Source organism: Stenotrophomonas sp. S49, assembly GCF_016624905.1.
Lineage (GTDB): Bacteria > Pseudomonadota > Gammaproteobacteria > Xanthomonadales > Xanthomonadaceae > Stenotrophomonas.
On record NZ_JACVUD010000021.1, the window covers coordinates 14,447 to 27,393 of the forward strand.

Annotated in this window: 13 protein-coding genes; 4 read left to right on the forward strand and 9 right to left on the reverse strand. The window is 67.4% G+C overall.

Features of this window, described 5'->3' with window-relative positions; translation table 11 throughout:
- Positions 1-37: 37 nt before the first annotated feature.
- Positions 38-436 (reverse strand): hypothetical protein, encoded by a 399-nt coding sequence (locus tag IAE58_RS06795; protein ID WP_199933665.1) that lies wholly within the window; start codon positions 434-436, stop codon positions 38-40.
- Between the two features lie 63 nt (positions 437-499).
- Positions 500-2,044, reverse strand: a complete 1,545-nt coding sequence (gene rmuC / locus IAE58_RS06800) for a DNA recombination protein RmuC (RefSeq protein ID WP_199933666.1) — start codon at positions 2,042-2,044, stop codon at positions 500-502.
- 44 nt (positions 2,045-2,088) lie between these two features.
- On the opposite strand from rmuC, the gene IAE58_RS06805 reads away from it, so the two are divergent.
- Positions 2,089-2,691 carry a glutathione S-transferase N-terminal domain-containing protein gene (locus IAE58_RS06805; protein ID WP_199933667.1) on the forward strand — a complete coding sequence of 201 codons (603 nt, stop codon included), beginning with the start codon at positions 2,089-2,091 and terminating at the stop codon, positions 2,689-2,691.
- Positions 2,692-3,116: 425 nt separating this feature from the next.
- Here IAE58_RS06805 and purB read toward each other — a convergent pair whose 3' ends face one another.
- The gene (gene purB / locus IAE58_RS06810; protein WP_199932466.1) at positions 3,117-4,484 is read right to left on the reverse strand and encodes an adenylosuccinate lyase; all 1,368 of its coding nucleotides are present in this window, start codon (positions 4,482-4,484) and stop codon (positions 3,117-3,119) included.
- A 289-nt stretch (positions 4,485-4,773) separates the two neighbouring features.
- On the opposite strand from purB, the gene IAE58_RS06815 reads away from it, so the two are divergent.
- Entirely contained in the window at positions 4,774-6,213 is a 1,440-nt protein-coding gene (locus tag IAE58_RS06815) for a class II fumarate hydratase (protein WP_108753557.1), read from the forward strand.
- A gap of 55 nt (positions 6,214-6,268) precedes the next feature.
- Here the strand turns inward: IAE58_RS06815 and IAE58_RS06820 are convergent, their stop codons facing one another.
- The 6 genes from IAE58_RS06820 to IAE58_RS06845 all read right to left on the reverse strand — a co-directional run bounded on the left by IAE58_RS06820 (position 6,269) and on the right by IAE58_RS06845 (position 10,669).
- Positions 6,269-6,694, reverse strand: a complete 426-nt coding sequence (locus IAE58_RS06820; protein WP_199932467.1) for a hypothetical protein — start codon at positions 6,692-6,694, stop codon at positions 6,269-6,271.
- Positions 6,695-6,835: 141 nt separating this feature from the next.
- Entirely contained in the window at positions 6,836-7,450 is a 615-nt protein-coding gene (locus IAE58_RS06825; RefSeq protein WP_199932468.1) for a hypothetical protein, read from the reverse strand.
- A gap of 30 nt (positions 7,451-7,480) precedes the next feature.
- Positions 7,481-8,365, reverse strand: a complete 885-nt coding sequence (locus IAE58_RS06830; protein ID WP_108750042.1) for a DUF2807 domain-containing protein — start codon at positions 8,363-8,365, stop codon at positions 7,481-7,483.
- A 32-nt stretch (positions 8,366-8,397) separates the two neighbouring features.
- Complete coding sequence (locus IAE58_RS06835; protein WP_108756607.1) at positions 8,398-9,423, reverse strand: hypothetical protein; 1,026 nt, start codon at positions 9,421-9,423, stop codon at positions 8,398-8,400.
- Positions 9,420-10,310: an ABC transporter ATP-binding protein gene (locus IAE58_RS06840; RefSeq protein WP_108756606.1), complete on the reverse strand. Its 891-nt coding sequence runs from the start codon at positions 10,308-10,310 to the stop codon at positions 9,420-9,422. The genes IAE58_RS06835 and IAE58_RS06840 overlap by 4 nt, the downstream gene beginning before the upstream one ends.
- Positions 10,307-10,669, reverse strand: a complete 363-nt coding sequence (locus IAE58_RS06845; protein ID WP_108756605.1) for a GntR family transcriptional regulator — start codon at positions 10,667-10,669, stop codon at positions 10,307-10,309. Before IAE58_RS06845 ends, IAE58_RS06840 begins: the two co-directional genes overlap by 4 nt.
- A 608-nt stretch (positions 10,670-11,277) precedes the next feature.
- On the opposite strand from IAE58_RS06845, the gene IAE58_RS06850 reads away from it, so the two are divergent.
- Complete coding sequence (locus IAE58_RS06850) at positions 11,278-11,865, forward strand: glutathione peroxidase (protein ID WP_108757754.1); 588 nt, start codon at positions 11,278-11,280, stop codon at positions 11,863-11,865.
- A gap of 96 nt (positions 11,866-11,961) precedes the next feature.
- Positions 11,962-12,939, forward strand: coding sequence for an FKBP-type peptidyl-prolyl cis-trans isomerase (locus IAE58_RS06855; RefSeq protein WP_108753551.1), 978 nt, complete (start codon positions 11,962-11,964; stop codon positions 12,937-12,939).
- Positions 12,940-12,947 lie beyond the last annotated feature (8 nt).

The window sequence follows — 12,947 nt, forward strand, 5'->3', positions numbered from 1 at the left end:
GTCTGCCAGCATAGCGCCGCGCGCGTGCTGCGCGCGCTCAATCCACGCAGATCGTGCCCTGTGCCTTGCCCGCTTCGATGCGCTGGCGGCAACCGAAGTTCTGGCTGACATCGCGCTGGCAGGTACCCGTGGCGACCACGCCTGCCTCGGTTTCGCCGGTGGCCAGGCACTGGCCAATGCAGTCCTGCTTGCCGCTGCAGGTCTTGCCCGCGTCGGCATAGGGAATCACGCACTGCACGCGCTGCAGCCGGCCCAGCGGCTGCAGGGTGCCGCCGGCGGCGCGGCAGTCGACATCGCGGGCTTCCTGGTAGGCCTGGCTGGCTTCAGCGGTATCGGCCGCGGCCGGCTGTGCCGCCGCATCGGTCGCCGACGGGGTGCTGCTGCAGGCGGCCAGCAGCACGCCCAGGACAAGGCTGGCAAGGAAACGAAGGCGCATGGTTGGACCTGCTGGCGGTAATCGAGGCCGCCAGCATACGCACCACGCGGTGCAAACGGTGTGTCAGCCCTGCCCCGCGTCGTTGGCTTCGGGTGCTTCATCTGCGGCCAGGCCATCGGGCAACAGCTGCCGGCTCTGTTCGGCCGGCAGCGATTCCACCTCGCGCAGCTTGCGCGCGATCGCCCGCGTGCGCACGCCGGTCTGGTCGATCTGCTTGCTGGCCTGGTCCAGCTTGGCCTTCACGTTGTCCAGCACATCGCCGAACTTGCCGAACTCGGTCTTCACCGCGCCCAGCAGGCTCCACACCTCGCTGGAGCGCTTTTCGATGGCCAGGGTGCGGAAGCCCATCTGCAGACTGTTGAGCAGCGCGGTGACCGTGGTCGGCCCCGCCACCACCACGCGATGGTCGCGCTGCAGCAGGTCCACCAGCCCGGGGCGGCGGATCACTTCGGCGTACAGGCCTTCGGTGGGCAGGAACATCACCGCGAAATCGGTGGTGTGCGGCGGCACGATGTATTTCTCGCAGATGGACTTGGCCTGGATCTTCACCGCCCGCTCCAGCTGCGCGCCCTGCACGCGCACCAGTTCGGCGTCGCCCTGCTCCTGTGCATCCAGCAGGCGTTCGTAATCTTCGCGCGGGAACTTGGAATCGATCGGCAGCCACACCGGTGCATCGTCAGCGGCGCGGCCGGGCAGGCGCACGGCGATATCGACCATCTCGCCACTGTCCGGGCGCACCTTCACCGCGCGTGCGTACTGTTCCTGGATCAGGGTCTGTTCCAGGATGTTCTCCAGCTGCACTTCGCCCCAGCTGCCGCGCGTCTTCACGTTGGTCAGCACACGCTTCAGGTCGCCCACGCCGGTGGCCAGCTGCTGCATCTCGCCCAGGCCGCGCTGCACCTGTTCCAGACGCTCGGACACCAGCTTGAACGACTGCCCCAGGCGGGTTTCCAGCGTGGACTGCAGCTTCTCGTCCACCGTCACCCGCATCTGTTCCAGCTTCTGCGCGTTGTCGGTCTGCAGCGCGCGCAGCTGCTCTTCCAGGGTGGCGCGCATTTCGGCAATGCGCTGCTCGTTGCGCTGGGTCAGTTCCTGCAGGCGCAGGCCCAGGCTTTCGGTCAGCCGCTGCTGCGACTGCGCGCCTTCTTCGCGGCCCTTGCGCGCATCATCCACCAGGGTCTGGCGCAGCGCGCCCAGCTGGGTATCGGTGCGCGTGGTCAGTTCCTGCAGCTGCTGGCCGAAGGCATGGATGCGCGCTTCCTGTTGCTGGCCGAAGACTTCCAGCTGCGCACGCAGCTCCTGCAGGCGCTGGCCCAGCAACGCACCGCTGCGCTGCTGGCTGTCGGCCGCTTCGGCGCGCGCCTTGCGGGCGTCTTCGCCCAGCGCTTCGCGCAGCAGGTCCAGGCGCTGGTCGGTGCGGGTCGAGAGATCGGTCAGCGCGCGGGCGAAGCCATCGAGCTGTTCACGCAGTTCGCTGCGGCCACTGCGGGCCTCGTCGCGCACGGCCTGTTCCAGGCGGTCATGGGGGGGCCGGCGCAGCAGGGCGACCAGCTGCAGGACAAGGATGGCCAGCAGGAGGCTGCCAACGATGAGGAATTCAGTTTGCATGCCACCAGTGTAGGCTGGCCCCGTCTCAAACGCTGCGCCTGACCATGCTGGAACTGTACGGAAAGCCGACGTCGATCAACGTGCGCAAGGTGCTGTGGCTGGCGGCCATGCTGGGCCAGCCACTGCGGCACCACGTGGCCCCGGCGGCCGAGCTGCTGCGCGGGCTGAACCCCAACGTGCAGGTGCCGGTGCTGCGCGAGGGCGACTTCGTGCTGTGGGAATCCAACAGCATCTGCCGCTACCTGGCCGCGCGTGCCGGGCGCGATGATCTGCTGCCGATGCAACCGCAGGCGCGGGCGCGGGTGGAGCAATGGATGGATTGGCAGGCCACCGATCTGAACACGGCGTGGCAGGCGGTGTTCATGGCCCGCGTGCGTGGTCATGCCGACTACCCGGACGATGCGCGGGCGGAGGCCAGCCTGGTGCAGTGGAACGGGCTGATGGCGGTGCTGGATGCACAGCTGGCGCAGCATGCCCACGTGGCCGGTGATGCCTTCACCCTGGCCGACATCGTGCTGGGGCTGTCGACCCAGCGCTGGCGCTGCACACCGGGCAACAAGCCGGCGCTGGCCAACGTGGCCGTCTGGTTCGAGCGTCTGCGGCAGCAGCCAGGGTTTGCCGAGCACGTCGACAACGGCGTGGCCTGAGGGGTGGGTGTTTTTTGCAGCGCTTGCAGCCCTGCACCTGCCGTAGAGTCGAGCCATGCTCGACTGAAGCAACGTCAAGAGCTGGGTATCCGTGGGATGGCGGGGCGGGCCCGGCTCTGGTAGGTGTCGACCTTGGTCGACACACGAGCGAAGCGACCGGCTTTTGTTCTTTTTTTTTCTTTTCCGTGGCTGACCGCACACGGGAACTGTCAGAGGTCGGGCGGGTTGGGTTCGCGGGACCGCAGGCGCCATGGATGGCGCCTACGAGCCTCCAGGGATGGATTCACGGCGTGTCCCGCGAACCCAACCCGCCCCGCCAAGCGAGGCAATAACCCAGAGCCGCCTTTGACGTTGCTGTTGCCTTTGCCGTGGCAGTACAAGCCTGCCGCAGGCAGCGCCGCGGCCGCCGCCGCAAAGGAAACCCCTTAGATCTTCTTCGCCAGCGACTCGGCCAGGCCGGTGTAGCTGCCCGGGGTCATCTCCAGCAGGCGCTGCTTGGCATCGGCCGGCAGCTCCAGACCCTGCACGAACGTACGCATCGACTCGGCGGTAATGCCCTGGCCACGGGTCAGCGCCTTCAGCTGCTCGTACGGGTTGGGCAGGCCGTGGCGGCGCATCACCGTCTGCACGGCCTCGGCCAGCACTTCCCACGCCGCATCCAGATCGGCATCCAGGCGCTGCGGGTTCACTTCCAGCTTGCCCAGGCCCTTGGCCAGCGAATCCAGCGCTACCTGGCTGTGGCCGAACGCAGTGCCCAGCGCACGCAGCACGGTGGAATCGGTCAGGTCACGCTGCCAGCGGCTGATCGGCAGCTTGGCGCTGAAGTGTTCGAACAGCGCGTTGGCAATGCCGAAGTTGCCCTCGGCATTCTCGAAATCGATCGGGTTGACCTTGTGCGGCATGGTCGACGAGCCCACTTCGCCTTCCTTCAGGCGCTGCTTGAAGTAGCCCAGCGAGATGTAGCCCCAGATGTCGCGGGCCAGGTCGATCAGGATGATGTTGGCGCGACGCGCCGCATCGCCGATCTCGGCCACGTTGTCGTGCGGCTCGATCTGGGTAGTGTACGGGTTGAACACCAGGCCCAGACCGGTCACGAAGCGCTCGGCGAAGGCCGGCCAGTCCACGTCCGGGTAGCTGGCCACGTGCGCGTTGTAGTTGCCCACCGCGCCGTTGATCTTGCCGGTCAGCTCCACGGCGGCAATCTGTGCGCGCTGGCGCTCCAGGCGTGCCACCACGTTGGCCACTTCCTTGCCCAGCGTGGTGGGCGAGGCGGTCTGGCCGTGGGTGCGCGACAGCATCGGCTGGCCGGCCTGGGCGTGGGCCAGCGTGCGCAGCGTGGCGGCGATGCCGTCCAGCGAAGGCAGCAGCACCTCGCGGCGCGCCTGCTCCAGCATCAGCCCGTAGCTGAGGTTGTTGATGTCTTCGCTGGTGCAGGCGAAATGCACGAACTCCAGCGCCGGGGCCAGCTCGGCGTCGTCCTTCAGCTGTTCCTTGATGAAGTACTCGACGGCCTTGACGTCGTGGTTGGTGGTGCGCTCGATTTCCTTCACGCGCGCGGCCTGGGCCGGGCTGAAGCCGGCGGCCAGGGCGCGCAAGCGGGCGATGGCGCCCTCGGAGAACGGCGCCAGTTCGACGATGCCCGGCTCGGCGGCCAGCGCCAGCAGCCATTCCACCTCGACCACGATACGGGCCTTGATCAGGCCATATTCGGAGAAGATCGGACGCAGGGCGTCGACCTTGCCGGCATAACGGCCATCGAGCGGGGACAGGGCGAGCAGGGCGGAATCGGACATGTCGGCAGGGCTGGGGCAGGCGGCGGGGGCCATATTCTACGACGCGGGGCCTTTGCATGCTCGGTAGCGCCGGGCCATGCCCGGCCGATGGCGGCCGCGCTGCGCGCTCGCCGGGCACGGCCCGGCGCTACCCATGTAAACGGCCCTGCGGACGGAACGATCTGGCCCGTCCTCGTCATCCCAGGCTTCGGACAAGAGAGTATCGTTACCGCAGCCGCCAGCCCGGGAAGCGACACCCTGCCAGCCGCCGCTTCCCTTTCCCCAACAGAAGTAGTGCGGAGTCGATGCAATGAGCAAAGCTGCAAGCAAGGGTGGAACCGCCGGGTTCCGTGTTGAACATGACAGCATGGGTGAACTGCAGGTACCTGCCGACGCCCTGTGGGGCGCGCAGACCCAGCGCGCGGTGCAGAACTTCCCGGTGTCGGGCCAGCGCATGCCGCGCGGCTTCATCCGTGCCCTGGGCCTGGTGAAGGGCGCCGCCGCCGGCGTCAATGCCGACCTGGGCCATCTGCCCAAGGGCGTGGCCAAGGCCATCCAGTCGGCCGCGGCCGAGGTGGCCCGCGGTGACTGGGACGCGCATTTCCCGATCGATGTCTACCAGACCGGTTCGGGCACCTCCTCGAACATGAACGCCAACGAGGTCATTGCCACCCTGGCCAATCGCGGCGGCAAGGCCGGCAAGGCCAGCGTGCACCCCAATGACCACGTCAACCAGGGCCAGAGCTCCAACGATGTGATTCCCACCGCGCTGCGGGTTTCGGCCGTGCTGGCCGCGCAGGAGCACCTGCTGCCGGCGCTGGCGCACCTGCGCAAGGTGATCGACCGCAAGGGCCGCAGCCTGCGCAAGGTGGTCAAGACCGGCCGCACCCATCTGATGGATGCCATGCCGCTGACCTTCGAGCAGGAGTTCGGCGCGTGGTCGGCGCAGCTGGCCTCGGCCCAGGCGCGCATCGACGACAGCCTCAAGCGCCTGCGCCGCCTGCCGCTGGGCGGCACCGCCATCGGCACCGGCATCAATGCCGATCCGCGCTTTGGCGCGCAGGTGGCCAAGGCGTTGAAGCAGCAGACCGGGGCGAAGTTCGACAGCGCCGACAACAAGTTCGAAGGGCTGGCCGCGCAGGACGATGCGGTGGAATTGTCCGGTCAGCTCAATGCGCTGGCGGTGGCCCTGATCAAGATCGCCAACGATCTGCGCTGGATGAACGCCGGCCCGTTGGCCGGTCTGGGCGAGATCGAACTGCCGGCGCTGCAGCCGGGCAGCTCGATCATGCCGGGCAAGGTGAATCCGGTCATTCCCGAGGCGACCGTGATGGCCTGTGCGCAGGTGATCGGCCACCACACCGCGATCACCGTGGCCGGGCAGACTGGCAACTTCCAGCTCAACGTGACCCTGCCGCTGATCGCAGTGAACCTGCTCGATGGCATCGGCCTGCTGGCCAATGTGTCCACCCTGCTGGCCGACAGTGCCATCGACGGCCTGAAGGTGCGCCAGGACCGCGTGGCCGAAGCGCTGGCCCGCAACCCGATCCTGGTGACGGCGCTGAACCCGATCATCGGCTATGAGAAGGCCGCGGCGATTGCCAAGCGCGCCTACAAGGAACAGCGCCCGGTGCTGGAGGTGGCGCTGGAAGACAGCGGGCTGGCCGAGGCCGAGCTGCGGCGCCTGCTGGACCCGACCGCGCTGACTGCCGGTGGCATCCAGGCCGGTGGTGGTGGCGCCGGCGGTTGACCGGTCGGTTGCGTACGCAAACGGGAAACGCCGCCCTGGGGCGGCGTTTTTCGTTTCAGCGACGGTCGGCGACGATGTTGCCGAAGGTGTCGGTGTAATCCTTGAATTCGGGGATGGTCTGCACCAGGTCGGCGGGGATGACCTCCAGCCCTTGCGGGGGCTGGATCTTCACCGGCTGCATGTCGGGGTCGGCCGGGGCGGCCACCAGAGTGTTCTGGCGCAGCACCTGCAGCTTGCCGAACATGATCTGCAGCATCTGCCGCTGGGTGTTGTCCAGCGGAATCTGGATCTCGTCCATCTTCATCGTGCCGTCGGCCAGGATGATGATGTTCGGCGCGGGCTGGCGGCGCACGGTCACCATGGTCTGGCTGACCGAAATCTTCGGCTTGCCGCGTTCGGCGCGGTGGTTGCGGTACTCCTGGTCGCAGCCGGCCAGGCCCAGGCAGAGCAGGGCGGTCAGCAGCAGAAACAGCTTCTTCATGGCGGTCGATCGGGGCAAACGGGGTGCCTAGTGTAATCCCGCCCGGCCGCGGCGGGGGGGGGGGGGGGGGGGGGGGGGGGGGGGGGGGGGGGGGGGGGGGGGCCGCGGCGGGGGGCGGCCGGCCGGGTGCGACGAAATGTCTCAGGGTGCGCGCACGACCACGTTGTCCTTGCCGCAGTCGTCCACGTCGCTCTGGTCCATCGTGGCGTAGGGCTGGAAAGCCGGCAGGTCGCGTGCCAGCGCCTGCTGGCTGGCCAGCATCGCCGGCAGGCGGTTGCACAGCTGCTTGGCCTGCGCTTCGATCTTGGCCGCTTCGTCGTTGATGCGCTTTTCGATGCCCTCGCTGTCGCCGCTGAAGACGCCCTTCAGGGCTTCGCCGGCGGCATTGACGCCCAGCCGCGCACCGGCCACGCCGATGTCCATGCCATCGCTGGCGATGCCGGCGATGTGGCCGCGGTATTCCTGCAGCTGGCGCCGCTGCGCTTCATTGGTCGGCGACTCGGTGCCGCCGATCAGCAGGCGGCCGTCCGGGGTGATCTCGGCGCGGGCCTGGCCCTTGCCGGAGATCTTGATGTTGCCCTGGGCGATCTCGCGGCGCGCCTTGTCGGTGGCGTCCTTGATCTCCTTGCCCACCGTGCTGCTGGCCTCGGCCACGGTCTTGCCGGCGCTGTCGGTGGTGGACGATGGGGACGTACCGCCGCAGGCCATCAGCGGCAGGCACAGAAGCGTAGCGGGCAGCAGGCGCAGCAGGTTCATGACAGTTCCCTTCGGTTGAATGAGGTGGAATTACTTGCCGCGCGGCAGGGTGACGCTGCCGCCGATATCGCGGTGGCGCACGTCGCCACTGCCGCTGTGCTGCACGGTCAGGCTGCCGCGGGCGCCATTGACGGTGATGTCGCCCGAGCCGTGGCTGCGTACGCGGACGTTGCCGCCCACCTCGCTGATCTCCACGTCGCCGGAGCCGACCACGCCCACCTCGACATCGCCCTTGACCCGCTGGAAATCGATATCGCCGGAGCCCACGGTTTCCAGACGCACGCTGCCGCCGACGTCGAACAGGTCCAGATCGCCCGAGCCGACGGTGCCGGTGCGGGCATCGCCGCGGATGTTGCGCGCCTTCACTTCGCCCGAGCCCAGCGACAGCAGCTCCAGCGAGCCGGCGCCGTCGATGTCCAGGTCGCCCGAACCGACGGCGGCATGCACGCTGCCGCGGGTGCCGCGGGCACGGCCATCGCCGGAGCCCACGTCCATGCTCAGCGACTGCGCGTTCTCAACGCTGCCATCGCCGGAGCCGATCTTGAACTGCAGCGGCAGGTTGTCCGGTACGCTGCCGCCGATGTCCAGCCAGGCGTAGCTGTTGCCGAGCGACAGCGCCGAGCGGCCGTCGCGGCGCAGGCTGACCACCAGCTTGTCGCCCACCCGCTGCTGGTCCAGCACCAGCTGGTCCAGCCAGTCGGCAGTGGAGGCGCAGGCGCGTCCTTCCAGCTGGCCGCCGCCACTGCGGGCGACGACCTTCAGGTCATGCTGGTTCACTTCGAACACCACCGCTTTCACCCCGGCCGTTTCCAGCTTCAGCGCACGCGGCGCCGAATGCTTGCAGTTCGGGGCATCGGCAGCCAGCGCCGACAGCGGCAACAGCAACAACGCAGAGCAGGCAAGCAGGGTACGCATATGGGTGCCTCCAGTAGTGGTAGAGGGGAGCGTCAGATTTCGCCAGCGCGCCTGCGCAGGCGGATGGCGATGAAGATGAAGGCCACGCCGAACGCCGCGCCGATCCACAGATCGGGCATCGCCAGCGACTTCAGCTGCTGGGCAGGGTTCATCAACGAGACGATCGTATCCAGGCTCTTGTGTTCGTCGCTGGCGCCAAGGCGGTACAGCAGATCCACGCCTGGAACGGTGCCCAGCAGCAGGCGGCCGACGATGTGCTGCCAGAACCAGCCGGTGCTCATGTCGAACAGGTGCATCACCTTGGTGGTGCTGACGATGATGCCGGCGAACAGGGGCAGCATCACCGCCCACAGGAACGGCTTGCTCTTGGCCCAGGCCGAGCAGAGCAGCAGCCAGCCGGCAGTGGGCAGCGCCCACAACGCGTAGACGGGGATGGCCGCGAGCAGGCCGGCGGACAGGGTGAGCGGGCTGGCCGGGCCCCAGATCAGGGTGGTAGGGCTGCCGCCATGGGTCAACGCGACCAGGCTGATGATCAGCAGGAAGCCGAACATGGTGGCGATGGCAGCCAGCGTGGCTACCAGCGGGGCCACGACCAGTGCGCTGAGCACCTTGGACAGGACGGTCTGGGTATCGGACAGCGGCAGCGACTTCCAGAACAGGATGCTGCGGTCGCGGCGATCGTCGTACAGCGCACCCAGGCAGTAGAAGAACACCACGAAGGCCAGTACCAGGAAGGGCCAGGTCGAGCTGAGGATGAGGGTCAGGTCCAGGCCGTTGCCCAGGTCAGCCATGTCCTTTGCGCTGATCTGGCGGGTCAACAGGCCCAGGTCCAGGCCGTTGATGTTCACGTCCTCGCCGTCGATGTGCAGGCCGCCATCGCGCGCGGCACGATGCAGGGCGAACAGGCCCAGGCCGATGCCGATGCCGCTCATCAGCAACGAAACAATGCCGGCGATAACCGGGGCGTACAGGAAACCACCGCGGTTTTCCCAGTATTCGCGCTTGAGCAGCCAGCGCAGCGTGCCTGCGGGGCTGACCGGATGATTGACGGCATTCATGCGTAGGTCCCCTTCATGACAGCAACGAACAGATCGGCCAGGCCCGCAGTGCGGGTTTCGCCCAGGGTGGAAAGCTGGCTGCGCGGCACGCCGTCATACAGCAGCACGGTCTTGCCGAAGGCCTGGCTGCGCTCGTCGATCGGCTTGAGGGCGCGCGCGGTTTCCAGCTGTTCGGCGCCCACCAGCAGTTCGGTATAGCGCTCGCCCACCTCGTCCATTTCGGCGCTGAGCACGATGCGGCCGTCACGGATGAACATCACATCGCTGAGGATGTGTTCGATCTCTTCCACCTGGTGGGTGGTGACGATGATGGTCTTCTGTTCGTCGAAGTAGTCTTCCAGCAGGCGCTGGTAGAACTCCTTGCGGTACAGGATGTCCAGGCCCAGGGTCGGCTCGTCCAGCACCAGGATGCGGGCGTCGATGGCCATCACCAGGGCCAGGTGCAGCTGCACGATCATGCCCTTGGACAGCTCGCGTACGCGCTGCTTGGGCTGCAGTTTGGTGTTGGCCAGGAAGCGTTCGCAGCGGGCGCGGTCGAAGCGCGGGTGTACGCCGGCGACGAAGTCGATCGCCTCGCGCACGCGCAGCCAGCGCGGCAGCACCGCCACGTCGGCGATGAAGCAGATCTCCTTCATCAGCTCGTCGCGGTGCAGGCGCGGGTCACGGCCGAGCACGCTCAGCTCGCCCTCCACCGAGGTCAGGCCCAGGATGGCCTTCAGCGCGGTGGTCTTGCCGGCGCCATTGGGGCCGATCAGGCCGACGATGCGCCCGGCGGGGATGTCGAAGGTGGTGTTGTCGAGGGCGAGGGTGTTCTTGTAAGCCTTGCGCAGACCCTTGGCGGTAATCACCGCTGGGCTGGATTCAACGTTCACGACACTGGCATTCATGAGGATTTCCCCTGGGGCAGCAATTCGTTCAGGCTCAGGCCCAGGCGCTGGATGCGCTCCAGGACCGCCGGCCATTCTTCGTTGAGGAAGCGGTCGCGCTCGCTGCTGCGCAGCTGCGTGGCCGCCTGCTCGGTCATGAACATGCCCAGGCCGCGGCGCTTTTCCACCAGGCCTTCATCGGCCAGCTCCTGGTAAGCGCGCGAAACGGTGATGGGGTTCAGTTGATAGTCGGCCGCCACCTGGCGGACCGAGGGCAGGGCATCGCCCGGCTTCAGGATGCCGTCGAGCATCATGGCAATCACGCGCTCCTTCAGCTGGCGGTAGATGGGAGCGCCGTCGCTCCACTGGATGTCGCTCATGGTCAGCTCCGTGGGGTCAGCGGCTGTGCGAACGAGAAATACGGCATGGACAGGGAGCTGTGCAGCCGACGCGGGGGGGAGGGTTCGGCGGTCCCTGCCGGGGTGGAGATCGCGTCCTGCGTGGAATCGGGGGAGGGGGAGGATTCTGCAGGCGGTGCCGGCAGCAGCAGCCACGTCAGCACGAACAGAGTTGAAACAGCGGTGACCGCGGGAGCGGTATGGCTGCGACGCATCCGGATGTTCATGGTTCCCCCTGTCTCAGCTGACTGGTGTTGTATGCAACTATAACACCGGCACGCCTATGTGCAACCCCTGACACACCCCAACTGATGGCAGGGGCCATGAATGGCCGCGGTTGCGGGTCCAAGTTGTTGATTTCATTGAAATGGCATCGGCGGGCGCGGTTCTTGACCTGGGCCCGGCATTCATACATGTGTAGGGCGTGTCCAGCAAGCGCGCGCCAATCGGCCCCGGCTACGTGCCGCCTCGGCGGGCAACGCGCATGCCCGGCGCCCGCGACAGTGCGCCGGCAGGCCGGTGCTATAGTTCGGCCGATCCCCGGTCTGCAAGGGCCGGGCCCCTGTTGCAGCTACCGTGGAATGTCCCGCATGCCTGTGTTTCTCACTGCTCCGCGCCGCCTGCGCGGCCTGTCCCTGCTGGCTGTTCTGGCGCTGGGCCTGGCGGGTTCCGCCAGCGCCGTGGCGGCCGACCTGTTGGACGTGAATTACCGGCCGCTGGCCGGCAAGCAGCAGGTGAACCTGCTCAAGCGCTACCAGGGCCAGGTGCTGCTGGTGGTCAATACGGCCAGCAAGTGCGGCTACACCCCCCAGTACGAAGGGCTGGAAGCGCTGCAGAAGCAGTACGCCAGCCGCGGTTTCGCCGTGCTGGGTTTCCCGTCCAATGACTTCAAGGGGCAGGAACCGGGCGACGAGAAGCAGATCCAGGATTTCTGCACGCTCACCTATGGGGTGAAGTTCCCCATGTTCGAGAAGGTGCACGTGGTGGGCGAACAGGCCACGCCGCTGTACCAGCGCCTGACCGCCGCCACCGGCGTGGCCCCGGGCTGGAACTTCCACAAATACCTGATTGGCCGCGATGGCAAGGTCATTGCCCAGTTCGCCAGCAAGGTGACCCCGGATGATCCGCAGCTGGGCGCGGCCATCAGCAAGGCGCTGGCCGCACCGGCACCGCGTTGATCACCGGCACGCATGCCTCGACATCTCCGGCATGCGTGCGACAATGGTTCTTTTCGCGCCGACGTCGGCGCCCAGACACTTCCAGGAATGCAGCGAATGAAGATGGGAATGCGCGGCGCCGCGGCGTCGGTTCTGATTCTGGCGATGGGTACCTCTGGTGTCGCCCTGTCGCAACAACCGGCCGCACCGGCGGCCGCCAAGGAGACCGCAACCTTGAATTCCCCCAAGCAGAAGCTCGGCTACGCCATCGGTCTGGATGTGGCCAAGTCGTTCGCGCCGATCGCCGATGAAATCGACGTGGCCGCCCTGCGCACCGCCGTGGAGCGTTCGTTCGAAGGCCTGCAGCCGCAGATCACCCAGGACCAGGCCAAGGCCACCGATGCCGCCCTGCGCCAGGTAGTGATGGCCCGCAATGGCCAGCAGGTGCCGGGCGTTGCGCCGGGCTCGCAGCCGCCGAAGGTGGACCGCGTGAAGGTCGCACAGATGATCGGCTCGTACTCCATCGGCCCGTCGCTGGCGCAGCTGAAGGACGATATCGATACCGCCTCGCTGTTTGACGCGATCAGCACCGGCCTGACCAAGGGCCAGGCGAAGATGACCGAAGCTGACGCAACCGCCACCATCCAGTCGTTCATGGGTGCCAAGCAGGCCGAGATGCAGGCCAAGGCCGCGCAGGCCGCGCAGACCAACCGCAGCGAAGGCAATGCCTTCCTGGCCAAGAACAAGACCCAGCCGGGTGTGGTGACCACCCCGTCGGGCCTGCAGTACCAGGTGATCCGCCCGGGTAGCGGCGAGCGTCCGCTGCCGAGCAGCAAGGTGCGCGTGAACTACGAAGGCAAGCTGCTGGACGGCACCGTCTTCGACAGCTCCGCCGGCCGTGGCCCGGCCGAATTCGGTCTGGACCAGGTCATCAAGGGCTGGACCGAAGGCGTGGCGCTGATGCCGGTGGGCTCGAAGTACCGCTTCTGGATCCCGGGCGAACTGGCCTACGGTGAGAACGGTACCCCGGGCGGCCCGATCGGCCCGAACGCCACCCTGACCTTCGACGTCGAGCTGCTGGGCGTCCTGCCGTAAGCGACCAC

Excerpts from the sequence above, each read along its gene's own strand:
- IAE58_RS06795 (WP_199933665.1), bottom strand. The coding sequence starts at position 436 with ATGCGCCTTCGTTTCCTTGCCAGCCTTGTCCTGGGCGTGCTGCTGGCC.
- rmuC (WP_199933666.1), bottom strand. The coding sequence starts at position 2,044 with ATGCAAACTGAATTCCTCATCGTTGGCAGCCTCCTGCTGGCCATCCTT.
- IAE58_RS06805 (WP_199933667.1), top strand. The coding sequence starts at position 2,089 with ATGCTGGAACTGTACGGAAAGCCGACGTCGATCAACGTGCGCAAGGTG.
- purB (WP_199932466.1), bottom strand. The coding sequence starts at position 4,484 with ATGTCCGATTCCGCCCTGCTCGCCCTGTCCCCGCTCGATGGCCGTTAT.
- IAE58_RS06815 (WP_108753557.1), top strand. The coding sequence starts at position 4,774 with ATGAGCAAAGCTGCAAGCAAGGGTGGAACCGCCGGGTTCCGTGTTGAA.
- IAE58_RS06820 (WP_199932467.1), bottom strand. The coding sequence starts at position 6,694 with ATGAAGAAGCTGTTTCTGCTGCTGACCGCCCTGCTCTGCCTGGGCCTG.
- IAE58_RS06825 (WP_199932468.1), bottom strand. The coding sequence starts at position 7,450 with ATGAACCTGCTGCGCCTGCTGCCCGCTACGCTTCTGTGCCTGCCGCTG.
- IAE58_RS06830 (WP_108750042.1), bottom strand. The coding sequence starts at position 8,365 with ATGCGTACCCTGCTTGCCTGCTCTGCGTTGTTGCTGTTGCCGCTGTCG.
- IAE58_RS06835 (WP_108756607.1), bottom strand. The coding sequence starts at position 9,423 with ATGAATGCCGTCAATCATCCGGTCAGCCCCGCAGGCACGCTGCGCTGG.
- IAE58_RS06840 (WP_108756606.1), bottom strand. The coding sequence starts at position 10,310 with ATGAATGCCAGTGTCGTGAACGTTGAATCCAGCCCAGCGGTGATTACC.
- IAE58_RS06845 (WP_108756605.1), bottom strand. The coding sequence starts at position 10,669 with ATGAGCGACATCCAGTGGAGCGACGGCGCTCCCATCTACCGCCAGCTG.
- IAE58_RS06850 (WP_108757754.1), top strand. The coding sequence starts at position 11,278 with ATGCCTGTGTTTCTCACTGCTCCGCGCCGCCTGCGCGGCCTGTCCCTG.
- IAE58_RS06855 (WP_108753551.1), top strand. The coding sequence starts at position 11,962 with ATGAAGATGGGAATGCGCGGCGCCGCGGCGTCGGTTCTGATTCTGGCG.